Source organism: Acaryochloris sp. 'Moss Beach', assembly GCF_021497025.1.
GTDB classification, from domain to species: Bacteria; Cyanobacteriota; Cyanobacteriia; order Thermosynechococcales; family Thermosynechococcaceae; genus Acaryochloris; species Acaryochloris marina_A.
In genome coordinates, this window is record NZ_CP071718.1 from 243,246 (window position 1) to 257,008 (window position 13,763).

A 13,763-nucleotide genomic window follows, 5' to 3' on the forward strand; every position below is an offset into this window, starting at 1 on the left:
ATCAGGTGAGCTGCAGTGATACAAAACCTCTACGCTGGTGCCTGTCCTAGGTGAGCACAATTTATTTCAGCGTAAAAGCATGTAAAAAGTCTTATCTAGATGCTTGATACTATCCTTCCCTTGATTTAAAAGAGATTGAACAAATTCAAAGGTTTTTAGCGCTAACTGTAACACCTGCTCTATTGATGGCGACGTTGTGCCGGTCAGCTACAGCGTTAGCGGCCAAAAGATCTGGGTTAAGGGGGTGTAGCGAGAGGCAGAAATTGCCCATCTGTAAATTTCTCCGGGTTAACTTGCCAAGCCTGAGTTTTGGAGGTTTTACAATGGTTTCACTCCACTCAAATTGGAAGGCATCTCTTTTTGTCAAAGTCAAAATTGTACTCAGTGATGACTACGGCAATGTCTTACCAGTAAGTTTCGCCAGAAGAATAAGGGGATAAGCTAGTCTGAACGAGTAACTCGCGCCTTAACTGTACTGAGAACTGCGGAACTAAATGGCCAATAGCAGCAGCTCTGGTTCCCTCAAACCAATGCAGAGTAAGTGAACCCGGAATAATTTACAGGTGGGTCATTTCTTGGACTTCTTCATTCTGGCTGTAGTAGCTCTTCTCTTTGGTGTAGTAGCGGGCACCGTTTTTGATGTTGGAGTTGATGGTGGTGATGTCTAGCATTGTTCAGTCCTCAGAAGTGATGACTTACGATCTGAACATAGGCAGAATGCTATGCAAGCGTCAAATGCTTTTGAAGGGGGGGGATTTGTTATGTTCAGTGCTATTACGACGTTGCTTAATAAAACCATCGATGTCTTTCTACAAATCAACTCTGGTGAAGGAAGGAGGCGTATATTTGCTAAAGACATTTTCAACACTTACAAAGCGCTTGATGAGATAGCTCAGGCTCTTAGGAATATCACAGTAACTGTTGAGGACATCACCGGAATCACCAAGGACTTGGACCGCTCAGTCTTTGATAGGCAAGGCCCGGATTTTGTCATCACTAGAGGCCATAGCAGCGGATACCTTGAGATACAGACCTATCAATTGGCTGAAAATGGAACTGAACAGATTACTCCAGCAAAGAGAGTAAAGTACCGCGATATTCTTCCATCAGTTCTTTCAAGCGACATTCGTAGATTAAACAAAGCAATCAGTAAACTTGCGAACATCATGTCTGCTGAGTCATGGGACCTCCGTGGACTTCACCACCAGCCGGACAAGCTCAGGGCTCTAGGAATTTATGATGATGCAATAGTTTCGACTTTTAATAGGGCATGGTTTGCTGATGGAGGATTTGTCGAAGCACTATTCCGTTTGGGGCTTGATCAAGAGATTGATGGAAAAGTTCTCATGCTTCGAGATGCTGAGTTTGATCCACGAACGTCGCCATATGGATACAAAGTAAAAGGCGATGAGACTCGGTTTTCTCTTGATAACACAACAGATGTTGCTGCTTTTATTGACCTGACTACTAAATGTCAAAATGACGTGATTAGGTCACGTGACAAGGTTAAGACATATATTGCTGCCAACTGTTCCATTGAGGACATATTGTAATCCTAGCCAATACCCTTAATTAGCAATGCGTTAGATGAGTGTAAGATGTCAATTACTTTGGGCTCTTCCCAGCTTTTGGTGATGCGGAATAAGAGTTGGAGAATAGAGGGATCAACCCTTACCAGGTAAGGTTATGGAACTCCTCCGACAATTCCTTCCGTGCCAAAGCACCCTCCATTTGGAAAGTTGGGATCTTGATGCTATGAACCATCAGATGACCTTCCATGTTTCTTCAACCCAAGTTGTGACCTGTTGCCCAGTCTGTAATCAGACAGCACATCGTGTCCACAGTCGTTATGAGCGAACCCTAAGAGACTTACCCTGTGTGGATTTCTGCTTAACCATCTTGCTTCAAGTTTGCAAGTTTTTCTGCCTTAATGAGGCCTGTAAGCGTCGGATCTTCACTGAGCGATTACCTCAGGTGGCTGTCCCTTGGGCTCGACGGACAGTTCGTTTTGCTGAGCACCTAGGTGAGATTGGCTTAGCTCTTGGGGGTGCAGCTGCAGCTCGTTTGAGTTATCGGATCAATTATGGCAGTAGTCGCAATACCTTATTACGAGCTGTCTTTAAGCTACCCCTTCCGCCAATTTCAACTCCTAAAATATTAGGGGTGGATGATTTTGCATTCCGTAGAGGCCATCAATACGGCACCATTCTGGTGGACCTCGAGAAACATCAACCCCTTGTCCTATTACCAGATCGCGAGGCAGACACTTTAGCAGGTTGGTTACGCGATCACCCCGGTATCGAGATCGTTTCTCGTGATCGTTCGAAGACATATAAATCAGCCATAACAGCAGGTGCACCCGATGCGATTCAGGTCGCAGATCGCTTTCACCTACTCAAAAATTTAGAAGAAACGTTAGAAAAAGTTTTCAGCTCTGATTCACAAGCTATCAAGACCGCAGAGTACACGCTTTTTAGATCCAAAATGGCTGAGCATCAGGAAACAGAGTCGATATCGCTACCTTCAGATCCACCCGTTGATCCGAATTCACGCAAGGCCCAAAATCGGGCTCGGCGATTGGCAAATTATGAACAGACCCATGCTTTAAGGCAGCAAGGATACAAGATTAAAGATATTGCCCATCACCTTGGCATGGGGAAGCGCACAGTTCAGACCTATTTAGCGGCTGATACGTTTCCCGAATATAAGAGTCATTCACGATGTAGACGAAGTGGCCTAGATCTATACACACCCTATCTTCTTGAGCAATGGAACAACGGACATCAAAATACCAAACAACTGTTTGAAGCGATTCAACAGCAGGGTTACAAGGGTAGTTATGCTACTGTTGCCCGCTATACTCACCAATTTCGTGAGTCTCTACCACCACGGCCAAAACGAGACTCACTCAATGAACTACCTGGGCTTGGACCTGCTCCTCCGCCCGAATTGAAGCCCCAAAAGCCTTTGACGGTCAGCAGTGCTGCTTGGTTAGTGATGCGTAAGATAGAGCGGCTCACTGAAGAGGATGAAGAGATGCTCGATCAATTGAGTCAACAATCTGAGCTATCAGAAGCGATTGGCCTAGCTCAAAGTTTTCTCTTCATCGTCAGGAAGCGTTTACCCCAACATCTAGACTTTTGGTTGGACAGAGCTAAAAATAGCACACTGAGACCTTTTAAGAGTTTTGCAAAAGGATTGGCAGATGACTACGAAGCGGTCAAAGCTGCCCTGAAAGGCCTAAAACGACCGAAGCTGCGATATGGGGCAATTTAGTACAGAAATACTACAAATAAAACAGATATCAAGCGGCACTATTGAGCATCAATCGTAAATTGATCAATCATCTATCCAACTCCTGAAGCAGCTGCTGTGCATCCACACCTGCCCCTCGAAATTCTGGTTCAGCAGATAAATCACTTCTTCTTTTTCAGCAAGTTGGGCTTCTTAGAACACTGCGGACACAATAATCCACGATTGCGAGACCACTGCCAACCATAGAGAAGTGCGTCTCTCTTGCATGCTCCTCTGGTCTCACCATAAAAAGTATGAGGGAATTCCATGGAGTCGTAGCTGCAATCACTCTGGTCACAGTACAAGTCCATTACATATGAACTATTTTCTCCCACCGTCACTTACTCACTAAATTTGCCTTGCCATAAAGGATTTGTTACTTGAGCTCCAGCACAAACAGCCAAAAACAACTGAAGCTGCGATATGAGGCAATTAGGTAAAAATTCATAATAGTAATTCATGATTTGCCTCAAACAATATCGAGTGCAATCCGCTGTGTGAAATCAAGGTTGAACCATCCATAAGGTGTCACATGATTCCATATCAAGGGTGACAAAGCCCTCAAATCCTCTGTCTCCATCTTCTGCATCCATTTAGGTTCACTCAACACATTCTGAATCATGAGCGTATTGATATAGATCATACTGACTTGCAGCAGATGTAGGGCCAGTGCTGATAGCTCTTGATTCTCCCGCTTATTGGTCGCGAACTCTCCACCACGACCAAAGTAAATAAAGTCATTGGCTCCATTCCATCGTTCCACCACATTCAGCCCCTCATTGATTTCAACTCTGAGTGCTTCAGACGAAAGATACTGACATAGAAAAATGGTTTTGACCGCCTTGCCTATCTCTAGCAAAGCCTTATGCGTCGGATGCTGAATCTCCGCATTCCCAAAGCGCCTGAAAATGTCTTCAGCTTCAGCCGTTCCCAACCGCAATGCCGTAGCGTACTTGATGGCTTGGTCATACTGTTGAGTCACCAGCTCCCAATCAATCGCCCTCGATAATACCGGCTTGAGATTCGGATAGACTTCTTTCATCCCTGCCTCTGGCAAAGAGAGCTTTTGAGCACCAATACGCTTGAAACGGGGCATCAACTGAAACCCTAAAAGATGGCAGAAGGCAAAGCCCAGCTCACTCTGACCGTGGGTATCAACATAGTTCTTCTCCAGTTTCAGATCCGTGTTGTGTCGCAACAGCCCAGTGAGCATCGATGAGACCTCAGAAGAGGAACAGGTTTTTAGTTGCGAGTAAACGCACAGCGACTTCTTTTCAACGTGCCAGTAGATCATTACACCCTTGCCCCCATAACGGCTGTGCCATTCCGTCATCAGATTCTGGTCCCAAGCCCCAAACTTTTTTGAGTCAGAAGCACAGGCCGTTGTCGCCTCTCCCCAAAGGTGTTCCATACGAGCCTTGAGAGTGGCATTTACAACTTCACTGATGGCATTGCGCAGATGCTCCCGATGCAAAAACTGACGTTTAACGTAAAGCAAATTGGCATAAGATTCATCGGCAATCCCAGCACAGACTCGCTTGAGCCCCATATTGGTCCCTAAGCCAAACAGAGAGAGCAATAGCCGTTTTTGAAGTGTGGGACCATTGAGCTGCTGGCGTGAGGCTACAGTATGAAACTGATCAGTGAAATTAACTCGCAGATCCGTTTCCTTAAGGATGTCCAATAAGCTGGTCATTGGCCAGCGTTTCGCCACTTCCTGCTTCAGTTTGTGGATATTACCGGGTTCATCTTGAGCCGGGAAGGGGGTAACACTAATCCAGCCGTTATCTCGGGGCAGAATATTGACCAGTGGGTCGTTTGGGATACTGGTATTCAAAGAGGCAAGAGCTGTCGTCATATCTTGTTTCAGTGTCCTGACAAAGGTCTCAGCATCCAACGGTTGATTCAGTTCTAAATAGTACTGCTCCCGTTGAGCTTCAAAATCCTGGGGTAAATCCATATCAGGATTCCCGTAGCGTTTGGCACCCATCACCCACACTTCTCGACAGCGCAGTTTTTCACGCAGCGATTGCAAGACACAGATTTCGTAATTGACGCGGTTGATCTGGTCTTGGCCTTTGGCATTGGGTTCGACGACGAGATCGCGCCAACCGCTTTTGAGGACGCCGGTGGTGATCACCTTTTCATCCTCAGCAAAGTATCGCTTTCTACTGCCCTGATACTGCCTGAGCAATGCAATGGCATCAATGACAGGGCGGTGCTGCTCGTTGTTGGAGTGAAAAGCCAAGGTCTCTAGGATGGCCGGCACCATCTGCCGATAGTGATGCAAATAAGAGGCTCGAATCTTGACATTCACTTTCTCTCGGTAAGTAATTCCGGTGCGTTTTCGCTCCTCAATCACATGGGTCAATTTATCGGGGCTGGCGACCGGATAGATCACCTCTTTAACAGGTTGATCCGGATTGGCTAAAGCAGCTTCTGCAATTTGGTATAGAAGGGCCTCTTTATTGTTGACGCGCTTGAAATTGGCGATCAGTTCTCGCTCTACGCGACGCTCGGCACTAATGCTGAGACGGTGGATGATCTGGATCAGCAAATCGACCAGATTATCGGTGATCTCTTTCTCTCGCTGATAACAGAACGAAGCAATGAGAGTGTAGCGAATGGCTTTAGGGTGGCGGCGTAGGCGTCCTGCAAGGTCAGCTGAGGCCCGACGCCGATATTGCTCTATCAGCTTAAGAGAATAGGAGTCGAATAGATCTTTAGGCAGCTGAATCTGTCGGATACTTTGCAGCTTATCGATTTCATTGAAGAGACTTTTCAGGCCTAGACGCCCGGGATCTGATTTGAGACGGTTGAAGTCGGACTGCCGAAATTGGCTTTCCTCATGGTCTCGGGTATATTCTGTTTCTAATAAAACATCCATCTTTGTTCGAGTATCTGCTGGGAGTCGTGCGGCGATGGTTTGGCAAAAGTCTTGCTCATGGTTGTGGGCGGCTGAGCTGATAAGCCGGGTCAATTCTTTGGGGGAAGGGGGTTCAAGCTTGAGGTGGCGCAGACGTTGATAGGCTTGCTCTCGAATCGCATTCAAATGGAGCCCCAGAGGCATCACTTTCTCTTTGAGCCAGGTCATCAGCGACTTTTTTTCGGGTCGCTGAGTAGGGCGACACCCAAGAAAGGAACGGATGATAGCTCGATGCTCCTTGATAGTCCGGCCTTTCCATTTGTAATCAACCCAGCTTTGATGCGTCAGCTTCAGTTGTTTGGCAATGAACTCCACGACGATCTGAGGAATCTCGCCCAGGTGCTTGGGGAAGCGACCTTCAAGTTGAAAGAATTTCAGCAGAACAGCGAAACCCAGCTGGTTATGCTCTGTGGCATTGGTCTGATAGTTGGGAACAAGCGCCAATTCATTGGGTAACAAAATGAAGGATTCAATCAGTTCATCCGGTTGCCATTGGCGCTTCATATCGTTTGCTCCGATTACCACTCCCTCGCGACAAGATAGCGGATTTCATAGATAAATCCAAAGGTGCATGTCCTGCTATTGCTGTAGCCCTTAGCTAGGATCCCAGGCTTTTAAATTGACTCATAGTCTGCACTTGCAGAGTACTGTCCATACTCTCTATTCTTAGCTCTATTCCTGTACAGATATGGAAAAAGACAATTTCTCAAGGAAGACTAAACTCACCTTAAATGGTGGTTTTAGAGAGTTTGTCAAAGGCTCTTTGAGCAGCATTCTGTGCTTGCCCAGAGGTGACCTTTTGGTAGCGTAAGGTTGTCTGAATACTCTGATGTCCCATCAAGGCCCTTAGCTCCTCTAGGGCAATGATTCCCACTCTCTCTGTGGCAAACGTATGGCGCAGATCATGGAGCCGAATTCCGGCTATTTCGCGATGGCCCTTGATCAGCTGTTTCCAATTGTGGTGGGCACTCCGGTAACTCAATCGATTCACCTGACCACTCAAGTATTGCTGTGCTGTAAACAGCGCTGGAGAACCAGGATGCCGATATCCTGCCAAATATTTCTGCAATACTTCCGCTGCATCTTCGCTGTAAAAACACCACCGTTGTCGGTTGCCTTTGCCAATCACTTGAAACTTTCGCTGTTCAAGATCTAGCACTTCGAGATCTAAGCTGAGTAGTTCAGAAATTCGGGCACCGGTGCGATGGAGTAAGCGGACAAGGGCCGAAGTACGGACATCTTTGCTGACCAGTTGATATTGCAGCTGTAGTTGGTCTGGGGTCAGGTATCGAATGATCTGGTCTGAGTCATGCTCTGCTTTTTCAGGATCTGGCTTACGCCGTTTCATATGGGTCAGTGGATTAGACCGCAAGTACCCTTGCTCAACTGCAAAATTGAGGAGCGCTTGTAGGATAGCTTGATGCCGATGGTGAGTCTTGAACGATAGGTGAGTCAAGGAATTGAGGTATTCCTCTAGAGTCTGCCGGTCTAATAATTTGTTAGTGTCCCGATTTATTCGCCATGGTTTTTGAAGCGATCATGCTTGGCATGATCCCTGCGTGAGACGAGGAAGAAAATCGCTAAACAGCTCTCCTCATTGGGGAAAGCACCAATTTCATCAGCTTTGGTTCGGAATTCCCGGAACAGCCTTTCTAGGGCATTGGAAGTACGAATCAGCGAATGAAGTGATTCATCAAAATCATAGAAACTCAAGGTCAGGGCAAAATCTTTGATAAAGGTTCTGACCGCATCGGGCTCAAGGTCTGTCCATTTCTGTGCAAACACGAGCAACATCACAATCGCTTCTTCCCAGTCTGGCGCTTTATAGATAGCATAGGCATCGTGTTTAATTTGTGAATATCGCAGCTTCTTGGCTTCAGAGTGGGACAGTTCTTGTCCTTGAGCATCCAGGTGTGGCAATTGCTCATATCCCAAATGCCGGAGCATCGCTCGAACCTTATGAGTAATGCATCGCTGATGTTGTGCGAGGGGAAACAGAGCACGAATCACCTTAGGCAACCCAGTCGTGCCATCACTGACAATCAATTTCACCGAATAGGGTTGCAATCCCCGTTGCCACAGATGCGCAAAGAACAGTAACCAAGCTGCCTCCGATTCTTGCGGCGCCATTTCATAATGAAGCACCGTTTGGGTGCCATCGGGCCACACTGCCATAGCGACTAGAATGACTCGGTCTTCCGCATGACGTAGTTTCCGGATATGCCCAGCTTGGTCTTCCCAAAAGTCTTCTGAGGAACACTGAACACTAGCCCAAACACCATCGACAATCAGAATAGGAGGGGTTTCCTCAAGACGAGTCTGACGGCTTTGAAACATTTGCTTCTGAGCTTTTAGCGTAATTCGGTTAATGGCATTAACGGATAAGACTGCTCCTAGAATCTCATAGAGAGCTTCTTGCAGATCCCGAAGCGATAACCCCATGACGTACAAGCCGAGGCAAAAATCGAGGAGACTACCGAGAGCTCGTTGGTAACGTTCTAAAATCTGCCACTCTCGGTCTGCATTCCCTTTCCGTAGCTTAGGGACAGACAGCTGAGCAATACGGCCGTATTGAGTATCGAGGACCCGTTGATAGTAGCCTGAACGTCGAGGTCGATCCCCTTGAACCTCTGATAGATAAGCTTGAACTTCTTCGTCTAGTGCTGACTCTACTGCGTTCTGGGTGACTCGGTTTGCTTCAAGGCGAAGGGTTGCTTCTAGGGCTTTGTTAATAGAGGCATAGGAACTTTGAGACTGAATACGGATAATCTGCTGCTCGCGTTGGGCAATGTTCATCAAGGAATGCTCTGAATTATCTATTATCAAAGCATTTCAGCTATCTCAGCTCATGGCGAATAAATCGGGACACTAACAATAATTTGATGGGCCACCGGCCATATTGTTTAAGCAAGGGCATTAGGGTGAATTCATAGGAGCGGACTGTGCTTGCAGCCAAGCCGGGGCGATCCAAAAACTCGGTTGCAACCATTGCCAAAGACTGTGACATGATGATCTTTCTATTAAGTCTTAAGGCTTGAATAGTCGCATGAAGTATACCTCCAAAGAACGATTGATGAGTAAGTCTTCAATACAGCGTTTAGAATCTGGTTCAGCTCCACAAGCTGGAGAATCCTTGGGCGATTATGTCTGTCGCCTCCGAACAACACTCGGTTTGTCTCAAAAGGAAGTGGCGATAAAGGCAGGGGTCCATGCTCAAAGTTATGGAAAGCTGGAACGCAATAAAACCAGTTCTTTAAATCGGAAAACGAAGCAGGGATTAGCTGCTGCTCTCCAAGTTCCGAGTGACTATCTTGATGCGGTCTGCCGTGGAACGCTGATCAGTCCTAACCAAGGAATAAGGTTTTGCCCTCAGTGTTGGCAGCCGGGAACGCCTCCAGATTCCATCTGGCTCCATAGCCGTGCTCAATATTGCTATGTTTGTGGCACGCAACTTCGAGAGAGATGTGTAAGTTGTGATGAACAGATTACTTCTCTTAAGCATCGATTCTGTCCCTACTGTGGAACAGCCTATCAAGCCCCAAAATCACTTCATGTGGAAAAGGAAAGCTGAGGGTAATGGCGGCAGAATGGCTACTCATTCCAGTACACCCATACTAAATTGCCCCATATCGCAGCTTCGGTCGTTTTAGGCCTAGCGGGATCTACAATCCCCGCTGCAAACATATCTACAAACTCGCCTGCTATAGCGTCATAGCCAGTATTGAAGGCCAGATCCTTGATACGTTCTGCAATCACCGAGCCATTTCGACCCGCATTCTCCACAATCTGCCTTAGGGGAGCTGAGAGAGAACGAGTTACAATCATTGCCCCAATGAGTTCATCTCCAACTAAATGCTCAGCAGACCATTCCTCTAGTTGGGGTACGAGATGGGCTAGAGTTGTCCCCCCCCCCACCTGGTACAATCCCTTCCTCAACCGCCGCCTTGGTAGCGTTAATCGCATCTTCCAATTTCAACTTACGATCCTTCATCTCTGTTTCTGTAGCAGCTCCGACCTTGAGTACAGCTACTCCCCCAGTGAGTTTCGCTAGACGCTCTTGCAGTTTCTCTTTTTCAAAGGTTGCTTCTGTTTCCTCGATCTGACGATGAATCTGTTCACACCGGGCTTCAATACTACCCTCATTCCCTTCGGCAACGAGGGTAGTATTATCTTTTGTGATCGTTACCCGTCGTGCCTGCCCCAACATCTCCAACGTAGTGTTTTCTAGCGTCAGACCTACATCTTCGCTGATTACCTGGCCTCCGGTTAACACTGCCATATCAGCCAATAGATCGTTGCGGCGATCTCCGAATCCAGGAGACTTGACTGCAGATACATTGATAACCCCCCGCAGCCGATTAAGAACAAGTGTTGCTAGGGCTGCCTTTTCGATGTCTTCTGCAATGATTAAGAAGGGTTTGCCCGTCTGAGAGACTTTCTCCAGAATCGGAAGTAGCTCTTGGGCCAACGTGATCTTTTTATCTGCTAGTAGAATGTAGGTATCCTCAAGGATGACCTCCATTCGTTCGGCATCTGTGACGAAGTAGGGTGAGATATAGCCCTTGTCAAACTGCATTCCCTCAGTAATTTCGATTTCAGTATGCATCGACTTACCTTCTTCTAAGGTAATTACCCCTTTCTGACCCACCTTGGCCATCGCTTCTGCAATCATTTGACCAACGATTTCATCGTTTCCTGCTGCAATGGTTGCTACTTGCGTGATAGCGGTGGAGTCTTTCACTGGCAGAGCATGCTCTACAATTTGATCCAAGATAAAATGAGTGGCTTTGTCGATACCTCGCCGGATTGAGATCGGATTGGCACCAGCGACAACATTCCGCAACCCTTCTTTGACCATGGCATGGCTTAAAACAATTGCTGTAGTGGTGCCATCCCCTGCAATATCATTAGTTTTGGCTGCAACTTGGCGTAATAATGAAACCCCGGTATTGGCTAGATGGTTCTCCAGTTCAATTCCCTTGGCAATGGTGATGCCATCATTGACAATTTGAGGGACACCAAATTCACTCCCTAGAACGACATTGCGCCCTCTTGGCCCTAATGTCACCGCAACAGCCTTAGCAAGTAGGTTAATTCCTTGCTCTAGGGCCTGACGAGCATCAATATCATACAGAATTGACTTAGCCATTAAGGCTTACCTCTAATAATTGGGGATACTGTTCAAATCAGAAAAGTGTTAGTACTGAAGTATCCAGAATTTTGATTGAGAATTTTAGAAAAATTCAGTTCTTGAAAAAGTTAATTCCTCGTGTCAATGTCAGAAAAACTGCATTCAATAGTCAATAATATTGAGAATGATAATCTAAGACACTCAGCACTGATATTTTCATTTAAGTTGTTGAATTGATCGCAATAACAGAGGATTCTTACAACACGATTCCTTGATGAGAACTGTGCATCAAAGTATTGGAAGTACCCAAGTCAATGCCCAAATCATAGGATAGGTATCTCAGGGGTCTAACAGATTTCCACCATGAGAGTTTTGTGATTTTTGGGGTAGATGAGGAACACCCTACTGCCTGAGAGAGTGTATGAGTCATGATCTAAAGGTGATTACAGATAGAAGGGAGATGAATGTTATTTCGCCTGGTGGGCCAATACTGAAGGGAGTTTCAAAATTCTATAAGGGCTGAGTCTTGTTTTGCTCAATCAACCCACGCATCATGTTTGCAGAGGTATGATCTTCTTGTGCGTCAAATAACTGAGCAGCTGTCTGGAAATCAGATAAGGCACCTTGACGATCATTCATCAGCAGACGAATCGTACCGCGATTGCCATAAGCTTCAGCCATAGTGGGAGTTAGTTCGATGGCACGGTTAAAATCCTTGATCGCATTGTCAGTCTGACCAATTGAGAAATACGCAACACCACGATTGTAATAAACTTCCGAATTCGAGGTTGTTAATTGAATCGCTAGATCATAGGCTTCAATCGCACCCACATAGTCTTCGGTAAAGGCTTTTTGAATCCCTGTCATCAGGTAATCTTGGGATTGGTTTTTCCCAGGCTGAAGGATTGCCGCAGGATTTGTTTGAGAAGAATCACTATTAGGTCTAGCCTGAATAGATTGGCAACCAACTAGGGCCAGGCTGCTTACGAGGAAAGTAGTGCTAAGAATCCATTGAGTGGGACGGCTAGAAAACATGGTTCAATCTCTTATAATAAATGGCTTGAGTAAAGCTGTAATCTGGCAACCCACAAGATTGTTGAAACCGTATCTTCATTGAAGCAAAATTACTTAAACTCACCATCAGCAGAGAGGATGAATTTTTTTACATCCCCATCCTCCTTTTGGACTAGTCCGATCGGTTGATCTTGGGGTATGTCATTACCTACATCTAGCTCGTGGTGAGCAGTCCCTAGTGGTCATAAGTTGGTGTAAAGATTGGCCTATCTCAAGCGAACGATAAATTAGGAGCTTCGTGTTAGCGTTGCTCTGCACTGGCAGCAGGATACAGGTAATGGGAAGTGAAAACCCCGAGACCCAGTTCGACACTCAAGCCGTTGAGATTCATAATGGCGTACTCACGGTGAGAGCAACCATAGAAGTCGTTAGTGTCCCGATTTATTCGCCATGGTTTTTGAAGCGATCATGCTTGGCATGATCCCTGCGTGAGACGAGGAAGAAAATCGCTAAACAGCTCTCCTCATTGGGGAAAGCACCAATTTCATCAGCTTTGGTTCGGAATTCCCGGAACAGCCTTTCTAGGGCATTGGAAGTACGAATCAGCGAATGAAGGGATTCATCAAAATCATAGAAACTCAAGGTCAGGGCAAAATCTTTGATAAAGGTTCTGACCGCATCGGGTTCAAGGTCTGTCCATTTCTGTGCAAACACGAGCAACATCACAATCGCTTCTTCCCAGTCTGGCGCTTTATAGATAGCATAGGCATCGTGTTTAATTTGTGAATATCGCAGCTTCTTGGCTTCAGAGTGGGACAGTTCTTGTCCTTGAGCATCCAGGTGTGGCAATTGCTCATATCCCAAATGCCGGAGCATCGCTCGAACCTTATGAGTAATGCATCGCTGATGTTGTGCGAGGGGAAACAGAGCACGAATCACCTTAGGCAACCCAGTCGTGCCATCACTGACAATCAATTTCACCGAATAGGGTTGCAATCCCCGTTGCCACAGATGCGCAAAGAACAGTAACCAAGCTGCCTCCGATTCTTGCGGCGCCATTTCATAATGAAGCACCGTTTGGGTGCCATCGGGCCACACTGCCATAGCGACTAGAATGACTCGGTCTTCCGCATGACGTAGTTTCCGGATATGCCCAGCTTGGTCTTCCCAAAAGTCTTCTGAGGAACACTGAACACTAGCCCAAACACCATCGACAATCAGAATAGGAGGGGTTTCCTCAAGACGAGTCTGACGGCTTTGAAACATTTGCTTCTGAGCTTTTAGCGTAATTCGGTTAATGGCATTAACGGATAAGACTGCTCCTAGAATCTCATAGAGAGCTTCTTGCAGATCCCGAAGCGATAACCCCATGACGTACAAGCCGAGGCAAAAATCGAG

7 protein-coding genes and 3 pseudogenes are annotated in these 13,763 nt (G+C 46.4%); 3 read left to right on the forward strand and 7 right to left on the reverse strand.

Going from position 1 to position 13,763, the window contains the following annotated elements:
* The first annotated feature begins 722 nt into the window (after positions 1-722).
* Together HRE53_RS27620 and HRE53_RS27625 are read left to right on the forward strand one after the other, a co-directional pair.
* On the forward strand, positions 723-1,553 hold the full coding sequence (locus HRE53_RS27620; RefSeq protein WP_235111373.1) for a hypothetical protein: 831 nt from the start codon (positions 723-725) through the stop codon (positions 1,551-1,553).
* A gap of 133 nt (positions 1,554-1,686) precedes the next feature.
* A pseudogene (locus tag HRE53_RS27625) lies at positions 1,687-3,234 on the forward strand (ISL3 family transposase); the annotation flags it as partial.
* Between the two features lie 529 nt (positions 3,235-3,763).
* On the opposite strand, the gene HRE53_RS27630 reads toward HRE53_RS27625, so the two are convergent.
* The 4 genes from HRE53_RS27630 to HRE53_RS27645 all read right to left on the reverse strand — a co-directional run bounded on the left by HRE53_RS27630 (position 3,764) and on the right by HRE53_RS27645 (position 9,227).
* Positions 3,764-6,724, reverse strand: a complete 2,961-nt coding sequence (locus HRE53_RS27630; RefSeq protein ID WP_235111374.1) for a Tn3 family transposase — start codon at positions 6,722-6,724, stop codon at positions 3,764-3,766.
* A 223-nt stretch (positions 6,725-6,947) separates the two neighbouring features.
* Positions 6,948-7,736, reverse strand: coding sequence for a tyrosine-type recombinase/integrase (locus tag HRE53_RS27635; RefSeq protein WP_235111744.1), 789 nt, complete (start codon positions 7,734-7,736; stop codon positions 6,948-6,950).
* Positions 7,733-9,016: an IS256 family transposase gene (locus tag HRE53_RS27640; RefSeq protein ID WP_235111375.1), complete on the reverse strand. Its 1,284-nt coding sequence runs from the start codon at positions 9,014-9,016 to the stop codon at positions 7,733-7,735. Before HRE53_RS27640 ends, HRE53_RS27635 begins: the two co-directional genes overlap by 4 nt.
* Before the next feature lie 40 nt (positions 9,017-9,056).
* Positions 9,057-9,227 (reverse strand): hypothetical protein, encoded by a 171-nt coding sequence (locus HRE53_RS27645; protein ID WP_235111752.1) that lies wholly within the window; start codon positions 9,225-9,227, stop codon positions 9,057-9,059.
* 81 nt (positions 9,228-9,308) lie between these two features.
* Between HRE53_RS27645 and HRE53_RS27650 the strand changes: the two genes are divergently transcribed.
* A complete protein-coding gene (locus HRE53_RS27650) occupies positions 9,309-9,791 on the forward strand; it encodes a double zinc ribbon domain-containing protein (RefSeq protein ID WP_235111745.1) in 483 nt (160 codons plus the stop codon).
* Between the two features lie 56 nt (positions 9,792-9,847).
* Here the strand turns inward: HRE53_RS27650 and groL are convergent.
* The 3 genes and pseudogenes from groL to HRE53_RS27665 form a co-directional block, all read right to left on the reverse strand.
* Positions 9,848-11,369 (reverse strand): annotated as a pseudogene (gene groL / locus HRE53_RS27655) (chaperonin GroEL); the annotation flags it as partial.
* 492 nt (positions 11,370-11,861) lie between these two features.
* The gene (locus tag HRE53_RS27660) at positions 11,862-12,386 is read right to left on the reverse strand and encodes a tetratricopeptide repeat protein (protein WP_212661566.1); all 525 of its coding nucleotides are present in this window, start codon (positions 12,384-12,386) and stop codon (positions 11,862-11,864) included.
* 420 nt (positions 12,387-12,806) lie between these two features.
* A pseudogene (locus tag HRE53_RS27665) lies at positions 12,807-13,751 on the reverse strand (transposase); the annotation flags it as partial.
* Positions 13,752-13,763 lie beyond the last annotated feature (12 nt).

What these genes read in the sequence shown, in the direction of transcription:
- HRE53_RS27645 (WP_235111752.1), bottom strand. Translation starts at nt 9,227, where the DNA reads ATGTCACAGTCTTTGGCAATGGTTGCAACCGAGTTTTTGGATCGCCCC.
- HRE53_RS27620 (WP_235111373.1), top strand. Translation starts at nt 723, where the DNA reads ATGCAAGCGTCAAATGCTTTTGAAGGGGGGGGATTTGTTATGTTCAGT.
- HRE53_RS27640 (WP_235111375.1), bottom strand. Translation starts at nt 9,016, where the DNA reads ATGAACATTGCCCAACGCGAGCAGCAGATTATCCGTATTCAGTCTCAA.
- HRE53_RS27630 (WP_235111374.1), bottom strand. Translation starts at nt 6,724, where the DNA reads ATGAAGCGCCAATGGCAACCGGATGAACTGATTGAATCCTTCATTTTG.
- HRE53_RS27660 (WP_212661566.1), bottom strand. Translation starts at nt 12,386, where the DNA reads ATGTTTTCTAGCCGTCCCACTCAATGGATTCTTAGCACTACTTTCCTC.